The organism is Maricaulis sp., assembly GCF_015665295.1.
Lineage (GTDB): Bacteria > Pseudomonadota > Alphaproteobacteria > Caulobacterales > Maricaulaceae > Maricaulis.
Genome location: NZ_JADFAJ010000014.1, coordinates 65,049 through 79,525, shown reverse-complemented (window position 1 = coordinate 79,525; position 14,477 = coordinate 65,049). Strand labels below are relative to the sequence as shown.

General features: G+C 64.5%; 11 protein-coding genes. 7 read left to right on the top strand and 4 right to left on the bottom strand.

All coding sequences use genetic code 11. The features are described from left to right. The first annotated feature begins 128 nt into the window (after positions 1–128). The 6 genes from QZZ02_RS07465 to ligA all read left to right on the top strand — a co-directional run bounded on the left by QZZ02_RS07465 (position 129) and on the right by ligA (position 8,369). Complete coding sequence (locus tag QZZ02_RS07465; RefSeq protein WP_291843389.1) at positions 129–524, top strand: hypothetical protein; 396 nt, start codon at positions 129–131, stop codon at positions 522–524. 137 nt (positions 525–661) lie between these two features. Further along, positions 662–2,341, top strand: coding sequence for a cell division protein FtsZ (gene ftsZ, locus QZZ02_RS07460; RefSeq protein ID WP_291843388.1), 1,680 nt, complete (start codon positions 662–664; stop codon positions 2,339–2,341). A gap of 194 nt (positions 2,342–2,535) precedes the next feature. After that, positions 2,536–3,432 carry a UDP-3-O-acyl-N-acetylglucosamine deacetylase gene (lpxC, locus tag QZZ02_RS07455; protein WP_291843386.1) on the top strand — a complete coding sequence of 299 codons (897 nt, stop codon included), beginning with the start codon at positions 2,536–2,538 and terminating at the stop codon, positions 3,430–3,432. Between the two features lie 239 nt (positions 3,433–3,671). After that, positions 3,672–4,502, top strand: coding sequence for an outer membrane protein assembly factor BamD (locus QZZ02_RS07450; RefSeq protein ID WP_291843385.1), 831 nt, complete (start codon positions 3,672–3,674; stop codon positions 4,500–4,502). A 27-nt stretch (positions 4,503–4,529) separates the two neighbouring features. Next, on the top strand, positions 4,530–6,227 hold the full coding sequence (gene recN / locus QZZ02_RS07445; protein ID WP_291843384.1) for a DNA repair protein RecN: 1,698 nt from the start codon (positions 4,530–4,532) through the stop codon (positions 6,225–6,227). 36 nt (positions 6,228–6,263) lie between these two features. Beyond that, complete coding sequence (ligA, locus tag QZZ02_RS07440) at positions 6,264–8,369, top strand: NAD-dependent DNA ligase LigA (RefSeq protein WP_291843383.1); 2,106 nt, start codon at positions 6,264–6,266, stop codon at positions 8,367–8,369. A 34-nt stretch (positions 8,370–8,403) separates the two neighbouring features. Here the strand turns inward: ligA and QZZ02_RS07435 are convergent, their stop codons facing one another. From QZZ02_RS07435 to QZZ02_RS07425, 3 genes are all read right to left on the bottom strand, one after another. Then, the gene (locus tag QZZ02_RS07435) at positions 8,404–10,116 is read right to left on the bottom strand and encodes an ATP-binding protein (protein ID WP_291843382.1); all 1,713 of its coding nucleotides are present in this window, start codon (positions 10,114–10,116) and stop codon (positions 8,404–8,406) included. 119 nt (positions 10,117–10,235) lie between these two features. Further along, positions 10,236–10,766 carry a hypothetical protein gene (locus QZZ02_RS07430; RefSeq protein WP_291843381.1) on the bottom strand — a complete coding sequence of 177 codons (531 nt, stop codon included), beginning with the start codon at positions 10,764–10,766 and terminating at the stop codon, positions 10,236–10,238. After that, the gene (locus tag QZZ02_RS07425; RefSeq protein WP_291843380.1) at positions 10,766–12,604 is read right to left on the bottom strand and encodes an aminopeptidase P family protein; all 1,839 of its coding nucleotides are present in this window, start codon (positions 12,602–12,604) and stop codon (positions 10,766–10,768) included. The genes QZZ02_RS07430 and QZZ02_RS07425 overlap by 1 nt, the downstream gene beginning before the upstream one ends. A gap of 201 nt (positions 12,605–12,805) precedes the next feature. Here QZZ02_RS07425 and QZZ02_RS07420 point away from each other — a divergent pair, with 201 nt between their 5' ends. Continuing rightward, on the top strand, positions 12,806–12,967 hold the full coding sequence (locus QZZ02_RS07420; protein WP_291843379.1) for a hypothetical protein: 162 nt from the start codon (positions 12,806–12,808) through the stop codon (positions 12,965–12,967). On the opposite strand, the gene QZZ02_RS07415 is transcribed toward QZZ02_RS07420, so the two are convergent. Further along, a complete protein-coding gene (locus tag QZZ02_RS07415; RefSeq protein WP_291843377.1) occupies positions 12,968–14,434 on the bottom strand; it encodes a LytTR family transcriptional regulator DNA-binding domain-containing protein in 1,467 nt (488 codons plus the stop codon). Positions 14,435–14,477 lie beyond the last annotated feature (43 nt).

Here is a 14,477-nt window from a genome sequence, read left to right as displayed (position 1 = left end):
ACCGGTTCCGCCCCCTGTCGGACCCGCGTCCGGCCCTTCTGGCATTTCATAATCAATTACCGGCTGCATTAAGGACAAGCAGTGGTGCGTCCCCTAGATCTATCACCCTAGGTCGTATCAAGAGCGTCATGTCCTTCAACCGAGTTTCAGCCCTGCCGGACCATGCCTGTGTCGAGGCCATCATTGATGGTTACGAGGACTGGGACAGTGCGACCGACGCCATTGTCGAGATGACAGAGATGGCAGAGGCCCGCAATTGGTCGCGCATCCTGATTGACTACACAAAGATCAATTTGCGGATTTCGCTTGTAGAAGCGCCGGAACTCGCGAAATTCTTTGACTCCTTTGTCACCTCGATGAAGTCGGTCTCGGTCATATTGCCGAACGATGAGCATGATGCGGCCGTGATCGGCCTGTTTGCCAACACGCTGTGTGAATTGGGCCACCCGGTAGCATTCCTGCGCAATGCCGATGACCGCCGGACCTGGCTCGACGGGCCGCTCAAGCGGACGGTCAACGGCTGACCGGATCACCGGGCCGTGTGCAAATCGTGACCACTTCCCTGACCGAATGCCCGCCAGTTTAACGCCTGCTTAAGCGTCTTGGCGGCAAACTTCATGGTGAATCGATGTTAACTCCAGTACCGAGCACGGGGTCTCCCATGACGCTGAACCTCTCAATCCCTGAAACGACCGAATTGCGGCCGCGTATTGTCGTCTTTGGTGTCGGGGGCGCCGGGGGCAATGCGGTCAACAACATGATCGAGGCCAAGCTCGAGGGCGTGGATTTCGTGGTCGCCAATACGGACGCGCAGGCCTTGCAGCGCTCGCAGGCGGAGAAGCGGGTCCAGATGGGCGCTGCGATCACCGAAGGTCTGGGCGCCGGGGCCCGGCCGGAAGTCGGCGAGCAGTCGGCCGAGGATTCGATCGAGGAAATCCGTGAGCATCTGGGCGGCGCCCACATGGTCTTCATCACCGCCGGCATGGGCGGTGGTACGGGAACCGGTGCAGCGCCCGTCGTGGCGCGCGCGGCCCGCGAGATGGGCATTCTGACCGTCGGCGTCGTGACCAAGCCGTTCCACTTCGAGGGCTCGCGCCGCATGAAGCTGGCCGAGAGCGGTATCGATCAGCTCCAGGATCATGTCGACACGCTGATCGTGATCCCGAACCAGAATCTCTTCCGCATCGCGACCGAAAAGACCACGTTCGCCGAAGCCTTCTCGATGGCGGACCAGGTGCTGCATTCCGGTGTGCGCGGAATTACCGACCTGATGGTCATGCCCGGCCTGATCAATCTCGACTTCGCCGACGTGCGTGCGGTGATGAACGAGATGGGCAAGGCCATGATGGGCACGGGCGAAGCCGGCGGCGAAAAGCGCGCCGTGGAAGCCGCCCAGGCCGCGATCTCCAATCCGCTGCTCGATGATGTCTCGATGAAGGGCGCCACCGGCGTGCTGATCAACATCACCGGCGGCTATGACATGACGCTCTATGAAGTTGATGAAGCGGCCAATGAAATCCGTGCCGAAGTCGACCCGGACGCCAATATCATTGTCGGCTCCACCTTCGACGAGACCATGGAAGGCTCGATGCGCGTTTCGGTCGTGGCGACCGGGATCGACGCCGAGATCATGGTCCAGGCCGATCCGCGGGCGCGCCAGCGCAGCAATGCCGCGCCGGCCCAGTCGAGCCCGAACGATGCCATCCTGCCCTGGAAGCGGACCAATTCGGACCGCCCCGGCCGGGTTGCGGCGGATCGTGCGGCGGAGCCGCGTTTCAGCGAGCCGCGCCAGCCTGAGCCGCGTCAGCCAGAACCGCGCCAGGCAGAGTCGCGTTCGCTCGAGCCGCGCCGCGAGGCGCCCGCCCGTGAGCATGTGCAGCCGGATACTCACAACGAGCATGAGTTCCAGGTCGAGCCGATGAAGCGGGCCGTGGGTGCCGAGGATCTCTCCGACGCGATCGCCACCAGCTCGGTCAATGTCGAACGTGACCCCTATGTCTCCGAAGTACGCACAACGCACACCGAGATGCGCGCCGAAGCGCCGCAGGTCGTGCAGGATCAGGCCCGTCTCGCCGAAGAGGCCGCGCGCCTGAACCAGCGTTATGAAGAACGGCGCTCCGGATCGGCGACGCCGCAGTCCGAGGCAAAGGAAGAGAAGCGCGGATTCTCGCTCTTCGGTCGCCGCAAGAAGCCGGTGGAACCGGCGCCGAAGGCCGCACCGGTCACCAAGACCGCACCGGTCCAGTCGGCACCGCGTGCGGCGTCGGGCGACCTGTTCGGCGACAGTCTGGAGGAGGGTGATCTGGAGATCCCGGCCTTCCTGCGTCGCCAGGCCAACTGAACCTTTTCAACGCATTGTTCTGCAACAATAAAAAGGGCGGCTCACAGGGGCCGCCCTTTTGTTGCAAGCGCGTAACAAACGGCAACAATGCTTTAATTGAAAGCAGACGCTCCCTGTCGTTCACTGCAGACAGGGACGGGTGACGGCTTGTCATCCGGATTGGGCGTAAACCACAAGCAAGATGGCGTGTTACAGTGATTAACCGGCACACATTGGCGGCTCCCGTTGTTTTCGCGGGTATCGGTCTTCACACCGGCGAACGGGTCCGCATGGTGTTGCAACCGGCCAGCGCCGGCGCCGGCATCATCTTTGTGCGCTCGGATATCACCGACCTCGACAATCGCATCGCGGCGCGGGCCCACAATGTCAATGAAGTCCGCCTTGGCACCACCATCACCAATGAGGCTGGCGTCTCGGTTGCCACGATCGAACACCTGATGGCCGCTCTGGCCGGCCTCGGTGTCGACGATGCGATCATTGAAGTCGAAGGTTCGGAAGTCCCCGTCATGGACGGCTCCTCCGCACCCTTCGTCAAGCTGATCCGCCAGGTCGGCCTGAAATCCCACGCCATGCCGCGCCGCGCGATCCAGGTCCTGCGTCCCGTGATGATCGAGGATGATGAGCGCAGTGCCGGTTTCCTGCCGGCGCTCAAGCCGTCGATCGAAATCGAGATCAGCTTCGAGCACGCTTGCGTCGGTCGACAATCCTGTGCGTTCGATATTGCGCCGGACATTTTCAGCGACGATATCGCCTCGGCCCGAACCTTCGGTTTCCGCAAGGATTATGAAGCCCTTCTGGCTGCCGGTCTCGCCCGTGGCGGTTCAATGGACAATGCCGTCGTGCTCGACGATGACGGAATCGCCAATCCGGAAGGCCTGCGCTTCAAGGATGAGTTCGTGCGTCACAAGGCGCTCGACGCGCTCGGCGATATCGCCCTGGCCGGCGCTCCGATCCTCGGCTGTTATCGCGCTGCCCGGCCGGGCCATGCGATCAACAATGCCGCCGTGCGGGCCCTGCTGGATGATCCGACCAGCTGGAAATGGGTCAATCTGCGCGATGTCGAAGCCGGCGCCATGGCGATGGCGCGCTAGCCGGTTCGCGACTCACCGTGTCAGACAGGCCGGTTTTTGATCGATACCGCGCGCCCAGCGTGTCCGGGCGATCGTCATTTTGTCAGCCCCGCCGGTGTGATGGTGTTCCCGGGCCGAGGCGTGTGCCGCTCAATTCCGTCATCACCTGACAGCGGCCTTTTGCCCGAGGCAATCATCCGCTACAAACCTATTCGAACGGGTGGCCCTTCCGGCTGCCAGAGCTGTTGAGCCGTGCTTTCATGACCCTTAAGTCGCGTTTTGTCTTTCCGCTTCTCCTGTCTGCCCTCCTGGCATCCTGTGCCAATGGTCCGGACAATTCCGTCGCCTATGTCGAGCGACCGGCCGAGACGATTTACGCAACGGCTTTCGAGTCGCTGGACCGTCGCCAATATCCGCTGGCGGCCGCCCAGTTCGACGAGGTCGAGCGCCAGCATCCCTATTCGGAATGGGCCCGTCGCTCGATGTTGATGGCGGCCTACGCCAATTACGAATCCAGCAATTATGAAGAAGCGATCTCGGACGCCCAGCGCTTCATCTCGCTGCACCCGGGCAATCGCAATGCGGCCTACGCCTACTACCTGATCGCCGTCAGCCATTTCGAGCAGATCATGGATGTCGGACGAGACCAGGCCGCGACCCAGCAGGCACTTGCCGCGCTGGAGCAGGTTGTGCGCCGTTTCCCGGAGAGCCGATACGCCACCGATGCGCGCCTGAAGATCGACATGACGCGCGACCATCTCGCCGGCAAGGAAATGACGGTCGGGCGCTGGTATCTGCGTCGCGGCTATCATCTCGCCGCCATCAACCGCTTTCAGAACGTGCTGCGCGAATACGGCAATACCAGCCATGTGCCGGAAGCGCTGCACCGCCTGGTCGAGGCCTATGTCGCGCTGGGCATCGACGAGGAAGCCCGCCAGGTCGCTGCGGTCCTTGGATACAATTTCCCGGGCAGTGAATGGTATGAGGACAGCTATGATCTCCTCACCCGTGAGGGGATTTCGATCGGCGACGCGATCGAGCAAGCTGACCCGACCTTCCTTGAGCGGGCCATGCAACGTTTGTTCGGCTGATCCGGTCCGGGGGTGACAAAGCGCTGAATGCTGCTCTCCCTCTCCATTCGAAATGTGGTCCTGATCGACGCGCTTGATGCGTTGTTCGAAGGGGGATTGTGCGCGCTGACCGGTGAGACCGGTGCCGGCAAGTCGATCCTGCTCGGCGCGCTCGGCCTCGCAGCCGGTGAACGCGCGGATCGGGCCCAGGTTCGCAGTGGCGCCGAGGAAGCTCAGGCAATTGCCGAGTTTGAGCTGCCGGCCGGGCATCCGGCCTGGGCCCTGCTGGACGAGGCCGGGCTCGTGGTCGAACCGGGAGAGCCGCTCATCCTGCGCCGCCGCCTCGGCGAGGACGGCCGCAGCCGGGCCCATGTCAATGACCAGGCCGCCAGCATCGGCCTGTTGCGCAGCCTCGGCGATGTACTTGTTGAAGTGCATGGTCAGCACGACGGTCGCGGTCTGATGGATCCCAAGAGCCATCGCGGCTATCTCGACAGTTTCGCGGGCCATGATGACAAGCTTGCCGCCTGCCGTGAGACCTGGCGCGCCCTGGCCGGGGCGCGCAGGCAATACGACGCGCTGATTGCCGCAAACCAGGCCTCCGACAGTGAGCAGGAATTTCTGCGTCATGCGCTGGAAGAGCTCGACCGGCTCGATCCGCGACCCGGCGAAGAGGCGGAACTCGCCGAGGAACGCCAGTTCCTGCAAGGCGCAGAGCGCGCCCTGGGCGATCTTCAGGATGCCCAGCAGGCCCTGGCCGGCGAGGGCGGTGGTCTCGAGGCGCGTCTCAATGCGGCCCTGAGAGGGCTGGAACGCGTGCGCGACCATATCGGTACCGGCGGCGGCGATGCCGGTCCGGCGCTGGAACGCGCCTCGACGGCGATCGACCGCGCCCTGATCGAGTTTGCCGAAGCCGAGGACGCGCTCGGTGATGCCGCGCGCGCCTTTGAGGTCGAACCGGGCCGCCTCAATGAGGTTGAGGAGCGTCTCTTCGCCCTGCGTGCCCTGTCACGAAAGCACCACGTCGCGCCGGACGAGCTGGCCGAGCTGCATGGCCGCCTGACCGACCAGCTCGACGGGATCGAGAATGCGGCTGACCGGATTGCCGAGGCGGAGAAGGCCGTGAAGGCAGCGCGGGCGCGGTATGACGATGCCGCCCATGCGTTGAGCCGCAGTCGCGAGACTGCCGGCAAGGCGCTCGCCGAGGCGGTTGCTGCCGAACTGCCACCGCTGAAAATGGACAAGGCCCGTTTCCGGGTCTCCATCACCAGTGATGACGACCGCGCCGGGCCGGACGGGCGTGACCATGTTGTCTTTGAGGTTGCCACCAATCCCGGCTCGCCCTTCGGGGCGCTCGACAAGATCGCTTCGGGCGGTGAGCTGTCGCGTTTCGGACTGGCCCTGAAAGTGGCGCTGGCCGGCGATGATGCCGGTCTGGTCCTGGTGTTTGACGAGGTCGACCAGGGCGTCGGCGGGGCGGTCGCCGATGCGGTCGGTCGCCGGCTGAAACGCCTCGCTGCCAAGGGGCAGACGCTGGTTGTCACCCACTCGCCGCAGGTCGCAGCGCTGGCCGACCATCACTGGCAGATCGTCAAGTCGGATGATGGCAAGGGCGGGGTGCGGACCACGCTGGTAAAGCTGGATGGCGCGGCCCGCCGCGAGGAGATTGCCCGCATGCTGTCCGGCGCTGACATTACTGATGCCGCACGGGCCCAGGCCGATGCCCTGATGGCCGTCGAGGCGTAAACTGCCGGTCTGATTTGATTCCGCAGGGCAGGACTGATGAGCGCACTCAAGGATGTCGACCAGCTGACCGAGAAAGAGGCGCGTGCCGAACATGCGCGTCTGGCCCGTGAAATCGCGGCGCATGACCGGGCTTACTATCAGGATGACAGGCCGAAGATCTCGGATGCGGCCTATGACGCCCTGCGCCGGAAGGTCGAGGCGATCGAGACGCGCTTCCCGCAGCTTGTTGATCTTTTGAGCCCGACCCAGCGGATCGGCGCTGCCCCGTCCGGCAAGTTCGGCGAGATCCGCCATGCCGTGCCCATGCTGTCGCTGGGCAATGCCTTCAAGGACGAGGATGTGGCCGATTTTGTCGGTCGCATCCGGCGTTTCCTGGGTCTTGGCGACGACGAGATTGTCGCCATTACGGCCGAACCCAAGATTGACGGCCTGTCGGCCAGCCTGCGCTATGAGCGGGGTCAGCTGATCAGCGGCGCGACGCGCGGTGATGGCCAGACCGGCGAGGATGTGACGCGCAACCTGCTCACGCTCGACGACATCCCCGAAAGCCTGCCGTCCGGTGACTGGCCGGATGTGGTGGAGGTGCGCGGCGAGGTCTACATGTCGCACGCCGATTTCGCCGCCTTGAATGAACGCCAGGCCGAGGCCGGCAAGGACGCCTACAAGAATCCGCGCAATGCGGCGGCCGGCTCGCTGCGCCAGATCGATCCGGCGATGACGGCCCAGCGCCCGCTCAAATTCTTCGCCTATGCCTGGGGCGAGGTCTCGGCGCCGCTGTCGGACACCCAGATGGGTGCGGTCGCGCGCCTCGGCGCGATGGGCTTTCCCGTCAATCCGCTGATGGTCCGGTGCGAAAGCGTTGAGGCGCTGCTCGCCGTCTATCGCGATATCGAGGCGAAGCGGGCCGGCCTCGGCTATGACATTGACGGCGTGGTCTACAAGGTTGACCGGCTGGACTGGCAGGAGCGGCTGGGCTTTGTCGCCCGCGCCCCGCGCTGGGCCATCGCGCACAAGTTTCCCGCCGAACAGGCGACCACCCTGCTCGAAGCGATCGACATCCAGGTTGGTCGTACCGGCGCACTGACGCCTGTGGCGCGCCTGACGCCGGTCACGGTCGGCGGGGTCGTGGTGACCAATGCCACCCTGCACAATCAGGACGAGATCGAGCGCAAGGATATCCGTGTCGGTGACACGGTCGTTATCCAGCGCGCCGGAGACGTCATCCCGCAAGTCGTGCGCGTCGTGGATCCAGACCGGGCGGGCCGCTCCGCGCCGTTTGACTTCCCGACGGAGTGTCCGGTCTGCGGCAGCCAGGCCGTGCGCGAGCATGACGAGAAGACCGGCAAGCTGGATGCGATCCGCCGCTGCACCGGCGGCCTGATCTGCGGTGCCCAGCTCAAGGAGCGGCTCAAGCATTTCGTGTCGCGCAAGGCCTTCGATATTGAAGGCCTCGGCACCAAGCAGATCGAGGCTTTCCACCAGGAGGGGCTGATCACCGAGCCTGCTGCCATCTTCACGCTGAAGGCCCGCAACGAGGCCGGCGAAATCTCGCCGCCATTGCAGGAGCGCGAGGGGTTTGGCGAGACCTCGATCCGCAATCTCTTCACCTCGATCGAAGAGCGCCGGACCATCCCCCTGGCACGCTTCCTCAATGCGCTCGGCATTCGCCATGTCGGCGAGAATACCGCGGCCCTGTTTGCCCGGACCTATGGCAGCTGGACGGGCTTTCGGGCCGCCGCGGAAAACCTGGCGGACGAGAGCGTGCGGGCCGAGATGCTGGGCATTGACGGGATCGGCAATGCCGCTGTCGAGGCGCTCGACCAGTATTTCAGCGAAGCCCACAATCGCGAACTGCTCGACCGGCTCGTTGCCCAGCTCACCATCGAGGACGCCGAGGCCGTCGCCCATGACAGCCCGGTCGCCGGCAAGACGGTGGTCTTCACCGGCGCGCTGGAACGCATGACCCGCGACGAGGCCAAGGCCAAGGCTCAGTCTCTGGGCGCCAAGGTGGCCGGTTCGGTGTCAGGCAAGACGGACTATCTGGTGGCAGGACCCGGGGCTGGCTCCAAAGCGAAGAAGGCCGCCGATCTGGGCGTGACCATACTGACCGAGGATGAGTGGTTTACACTGATCGGGGCGTAGCTGCTGCGTCTGGCTCAGCGATGATGGCCGGCCGTCAAGCCAGCCGCCCTTGCTGCCAGGCCAGAAGGACCTGCTGCAGCGCCTTCAGCGAGGTGGGCTTGCCGAGGATGTCGGCGAACAGATCCGTCGGCAGGATGCGCTCGCTCTGGTCGGCTTCCAGCGCGGAGACAGCGATGACGGGAATATCGGCTCCGCCCGCTTCATCCCGGATCAGGCGCGCCGCAGTCATGCCGTCCATTTCCGGCATCTGGATATCCATGAAGATCAGGTCATAGCGGTTTTGCCGCACCGCCTCGATTGCGGCGGGACCGGAAAGGGCCGTGTCGATCGTCAGCTCGCATCCGCCCATGACCTGTTCCAGCAAGGCTCGCAGCACGATGTGATTGGTCGCCACGTCATCGACAGACAGGATGCTGACCGGGGTGTCGAGGTCGAGACCCGGATTGCCACAGTGTGCGTCGTCGGCAGCCGCGGCCGCGACCGGCATGCCCTGCGCCAGCGGTACAGTGAGGCAGAAGCAGCTGCCGCCTTCCGGATTGGGCCGCACGGCAAGCTCGCCGCCCATCAGACGCGCCAGCTGGCGACTGATTGACAGGCCCAGGCCGGTGCCGCCATAGCGCCGGGTGATCGAGGCGTCGGCCTGTTGGAAGGCTTCGAAAATACTCTCCAGCTTGTCTTCGGGAATGCCGGTGCCGGTATCGCTGACTTCGAGCCGGGTCAGCCAGACATCATTGCCGGTCTCGCGGACCTGGCTGGTGCTCAGCGTGACCTGGCCGGCGGCAGTAAATTTCAGCGCATTGGACACCAGATTATTGAGGATCTGGCGCAGGCGCAGCGGATCTCCCTGCAGGTCGGCCTGTTCCAGGCCGGCCAGATCGACATGCAGGTCCAGCCCGCGACTCTCGGCTTCGGGCCGCCAGCTTGCCGCAGTTTTCTCGATCAGGGAGGGCAGGCTGAAGTCGACGGATTCTGTTACGACCTGACCGGTTTCGATTTTGGACTGATCGAGAATCTCGTTGAGCAATTCCAGCAGCGTGGCTCCGCTCTCGCGGATCAGGTCGAGCCGCTCGGCCTGGTCGGGCGGCAGTCCGCCGACGCGGTGCATGACATCGGCCATGCCGAGCACACCGTTAAGGGGCGTGCGCACCTCGTGTCCGACATTGGCGAGAAACTCGCTCTTGGCGCGCTGTGCCGCATGGCTCGCATCAAGCGCGGCGAGCAGGCTGTGATTGGTCTGTTTAAGCCGCTCTTCGGTGAGGCGCTGGACGGAGTTGAAAACAGCGGCCAGGCAGATGAGCCAGAAGCAGGAGAAGCAAAGCGCAGCGCTCATGGCCATGATCGGATAGGGCGTCGACACATCATGCGTGGCGGCGAGGTAGAATACCGCCGCGAACCCGATAGCCACGGCGGGGGCTGAAACCAGCAGGCTGCGCGGACCCCAGAATTGATAGAATCCCAGCATGATGCAGGGCAGGTAGGCAAAGGCGGGCGGAATGCCGCCCCGATTGCCGTAAATGGCGCCGCTCAGGATCAGGACGGTGAAGATCGCGATCAGGACCATGGTCGCCGAAGGCTTGCGCAACCAGGCCCCGGCCAGGCCGCTACCGGCGATCGCGGCGACGGCCACAATGCCCAGTATGATCATGCCGGGCCGCGTGTCCGGGCTGAGCAGCAATATCCCCGTATTGCCCAGCGCGATAAGCATCAGCAGGACCGAGAACGTGAAGGCGAGCCGCGTGCGCAGCATCCGCGTCAGATCACCGGAGTCTTCGCATCCGTGGAAACGGTCGATTAGTGTCCAGTTGCTCAGCGCCCTGTCTCCCCGATTGCAGCGAGGATAGGGGAAGGATGGTTAAGGAAAACTGCCTAGTCGACCCGGCGATACACCCCGTCGATCGGCATGTTTTCGCCCATGGCATCGACATAGCTCAGCATCACGCCGACCAGACGGTCCCAGTCGGTTACCTGGCAATAGCCGCGCTCGGTTTCATGTTCGGTGACGTCATAGCGTTCGAGAATGTCGCCTTCGACATTGCTGCATTCCGGGGCGTGATAGGTGGCAATGCCGCCGGGGAAGACCCGGACGAGGCCGTAGCTCCAATTCTCGTCATCGCGTTTCATGGCAATGAACAGCCCGTCCGCGATCTGTTTCAGCCGCATCCCGTCATGCGGGAAACCCTCATCATCCGAGACATAGCGACCCCAGCTGCGCTCGATCTCGCCGGTCCAGGCGGGACGGTCGAACGGTGTGACGCCGTCGGCGAGATAGGGGGTGTGGCTGTAGGTGCCTTCTTCCAGCGGGAAGTCGGCCTGGCCTCGCGCGATGAGGGCATCCTCGGAATAAAAGCAGCCGCCCAGAAAGGCGGCTGCAATCAGTATGGATACGGGCAGGCGCACTAGGGCGTGGCTCCCGCGATCGGCTCGGTGGCCCTGATCAGCCAGTCGGCGACCGCGCCCTCGACCAGCGGCAGGACTTTCTCCCGCACCATGGCGTGATAGCTGTCAAGCCAGGCGATCTCGTCGCCGGTCAGGAGGTGGGTGTCGATCAGACCCTTGTGGATCGGCGCGACGGTCAGCGTTTCGAAGCCGAGCATCGGACGCTCACCGCCGCGAATGTCCGCGGCCGGGGTGACGACCTGCAGGTTCTCGATCCGGATGCCGAACCCGTCTTCCTTGTAGTAGCCCGGCTCGTTGGACAGGATCATGCCCGGCTCCAGCGCGACCGCATTGGGGGCCTTGGAGATCCGCTGCGGTCCTTCGTGCACGCCGAGGAAACTGCCGACGCCATGGCCGGTGCCGTGATCATAGTCGAAGCCGGCCTGCCAGAGCGGAAAGCGGGCGAGAATGTCGAGTTGGGTACCCGTGGTGCCCTTCGGGAAACGCACCATCGAGAGGGCAATATGACCCTTGAGGACGCGGGTATATTGCGTCTTCATCTCGGCCGTCGGATCGCCGATCGGCACGGTCCGCGTGATGTCGGTTGTTCCGTCCGGATACTGGCCGCCACTATCGACCAGGAAGAGCGAACCCGGGGTCAGTTTGAGGTTGGAGGCTTCCGACACGCGGTAATGCGCGAAGGCGGCATTGCCCTGGGCGCCGGAGATTGTATCGAAGGACAAATCCCGCAGTTCCGGCAATTCCTTGCGCAGGCTTTCCAGCTTCTGGGCGGCCTGGATCTCGTCGACCTCGCCCGACTGGGCCTCGGTATCGAGCCAGTGCAGGAAGCGCGTGATCGCACCGCCATCACGGATATGGGCCTGGCGCGAGCCTTCCACTTCGGCCGGATTCTTGGCCGCCTTGGGACGCATGACCGGGTCTTCCAGCGACTGCACCTCGGCGCCGCCGGCCTTGAGCGTCTCGAACACCCAGGCCGAGGCCGTGGTCGGGTCGACGCGGACCTTTTTGCCTTCAAGCTCGGCCAGGCCGGCACCAAACTCGCTCTCCGGGCGCACGGCGATTTCATTGCCGAGATGGGAGCGGGTTTCGTCGGTCAGCTTGTCGGGATCGACGAAGAAGGTCGCGGTGCCGTCCTTGCTGATCAGGGCGGCGGACAAGGGCAGCGGCGAGCGCGAGACGTCGCCGCCGCGGACATTGAAGAGCCAGGCGATCGAGGGCGGGGCCGTGATGACCGCCGCGTCGGCACCGCCGCGTTCGATGGCAATGCCGATACGCTGGCGCTTGGAGGCGTGATCCTCGCCGGCAAACTCGATGGGGTGCGGAATGATGTCGGCCTTCGGGGCCGCCGGACGGTCGGTCCAGGCGACATCGATCGGATTGGTCTCGACCGACACGAGCTCGACACCGGCGCGCATGGCGGCGGTCTTCAGAAGATCAAGCGCGGCCGGGCTGTGCAGACGGGCGTCATAACCGATCTTCTCACCCTTGCGGCCATTTTCCTCGATCCAGCCGTAAAGGCCCAGGCCGACCAGGTCGCACTGCTCGAACAGGCTGGTGTCTGTTTGCTGGCGGCCTTGCGCGGTGTAGCGGCCGTCAACCAGCAGGGCCGCACGGTCGAGCATGACAATGGCGGCCCCGGCAGAGCCGGAAAAGCCGGTCGCCCAAAGGAGCCGCTCATTGCAGTCCGGCAGGTATTCATTGTCGTATTCGTCCTCGTGCGGAACGAGGAAGCCATCCAGGCCCAGCGTCTTCAGCGCGGCGCGCAGCTTGGGCAGGTTCTCGCGGCCATAATGCGGGCCGCCCTTAACGTCGAAAGTCTGTGAAATCATCTGGGTCATGGGCCGCAAGGTATGCTTCCCGTGAAGCCGGTTCAATGCCTGTGAACGGGGCCTGCACAGGCAGGCCAAAGCCACCCGACAGGGTCACGGGCATGACGCGTTGGCGAGGCCATGCATTTGCGCAGTGCTGGCTTGCTGAAGCGCCGCTTCGCAGCCGCAGCAATTCATGGCTAAAGCGCCGTGAATTTTGAGGAGTTTCCCATGCTGTACGGGATTGATGACTGGCGCTCGATGAACGCCAACGACATGCTGAACCGGTCGCTCGACCGCAATCGCGAACGCGCCGGTGTCCGTCGCATGCCGCGCAATACCGATGTCAACGCCTTCCTCGCCAGTTTCGGCCTCAAGGGCAAGCGCGCCTGATCAGGTCGTTCGGCCGGCCAGGCGTTCACGCAGGCCGTCCACTTCGCTGCGGCTGACGGGAATGCGGGCGCCGGAGCTGAGCAGGAGTTCGTATTTGCTGCCCGGTGCGTTGGTCAGCGTCTCCGCCTCGTCGAGATTGACGGCGTGTGACCGGTGAATGCGGACAAATTGCTTGGGTAACAGGCCCAGCAGGGCGCTCAGATTCCGATTGTCCAGATGGTGGACGCCGCGCGTCGTGTGCACCTCTGTGTAATTGCCGGCCGCGACCAGGTGGGAAATGTCCGCATGGGCGATCCGGGTCAGCCGTCCGGTGGCCTGCAGGGCCAGTGTCGCCGCCGGGGCCTCCGGAACCGGTTGAAGCAAAGCCGGAAAGCGGATGGCGGGCAGCGCCAGCAGCCCGACAACCAGCACATAAATGCCGCGGTCGATAAGATCGGCCGGTAACCAAAGCGCATAGAGCGGCAGGGCGGCAAAGCCGAACGCCAGCACCCGCGCCGCCCCCCGACCGCGCCAGCCGATCCATACCGAAAGGGACGAGGTCAGGCAGGCGGTCACCGCGGCTGATTTCCCGTCATAGCCGGTGACAAGGAAGGCCCCGATCAACGCCAGGGCGGCGGATATTGCCAGCCAGGCCTGCGCGAGGCGCGGCGAGGCGGGCCAGCGAAGCTGGGAAAAGCGCAGCATGGCGAGCCCGAAAACGGCCAGTCCGATCAGGCTGATGGCTTGCCGGGGCTGGTGCCAGTCATAGGGATAATTGATCAGCGCGCGGGAGAATTCCGCGGCACCGGCCAGGGTCAGACCGGCCAGGGCCAGCGATAGCCGCAGGCCGCGCCCGTCTCCGATCCGCCGCGCCCGCAGGCCAAAGCCGACTGCCAGCGCGACAAGGCTGACCCCGAAAACCGCCAGGGGCAGGTAGTAGCGAACCGGTCGCCGCGTGTCGGCGCTGTAGGGCGTCACAAACAGGGACTGGACAACACTGGACGGTGTATAGCCGGCCCTGTGACTGGACAGGCGCATGACCAGCTGATTGCCCTCGGGACGGATCAGCGCGGTCGGCACGGAGAACAGGCTGTCGATCGGTCCGGCCTGCTCGTCTGCTGCCGTACTTGCCGGCTCACCTTTCTGACCGATCCGGACGCCATTGAACCACAGGGTTGCGGAGAAGGGGCCCGAGGTGGAAATCGCCGGCGGCGGTCCGTCCGGCGAGATCGGGACCGCATCCCAAACCAGCCACCCGGCGCTGACGGGGCGGCCGATGGCGCGATAGCCGATAGGGCTACCGGTTTCCGGCGCCGCCGCAGCATCAAGCCCGATATCGGCATCGATATAGCGCACGCTGGCCGGCATGCGGGCTTCGAGTCCCTGCCGGGGAGCCAGCAGGAGGACAGCAAGGGCCAGCAGCATCAGGGCGAGGCTTTCCAGTCCCGCCCGGCGTGCTGCCATTGCCTTGAGCCATCCAGCCGTCATGTGAGCCATTCGTCCTTTTGCTGTGGTGAGTGCGTGCCGGGAA

Excerpts from the sequence above, each read along its gene's own strand:
- QZZ02_RS07465 (WP_291843389.1), top strand. The coding sequence starts at position 129 with ATGTCCTTCAACCGAGTTTCAGCCCTGCCGGACCATGCCTGTGTCGAG.
- ftsZ (WP_291843388.1), top strand. The coding sequence starts at position 662 with ATGACGCTGAACCTCTCAATCCCTGAAACGACCGAATTGCGGCCGCGT.
- QZZ02_RS07450 (WP_291843385.1), top strand. The coding sequence starts at position 3,672 with ATGACCCTTAAGTCGCGTTTTGTCTTTCCGCTTCTCCTGTCTGCCCTC.
- recN (WP_291843384.1), top strand. The coding sequence starts at position 4,530 with ATGCTGCTCTCCCTCTCCATTCGAAATGTGGTCCTGATCGACGCGCTT.
- ligA (WP_291843383.1), top strand. The coding sequence starts at position 6,264 with ATGAGCGCACTCAAGGATGTCGACCAGCTGACCGAGAAAGAGGCGCGT.
- QZZ02_RS07435 (WP_291843382.1), bottom strand. The coding sequence starts at position 10,116 with ATGCTGCGCACGCGGCTCGCCTTCACGTTCTCGGTCCTGCTGATGCTT.
- QZZ02_RS07425 (WP_291843380.1), bottom strand. The coding sequence starts at position 12,604 with ATGACCCAGATGATTTCACAGACTTTCGACGTTAAGGGCGGCCCGCAT.
- QZZ02_RS07420 (WP_291843379.1), top strand. The coding sequence starts at position 12,806 with ATGCTGTACGGGATTGATGACTGGCGCTCGATGAACGCCAACGACATG.
- QZZ02_RS07415 (WP_291843377.1), bottom strand. The coding sequence starts at position 14,434 with ATGACGGCTGGATGGCTCAAGGCAATGGCAGCACGCCGGGCGGGACTG.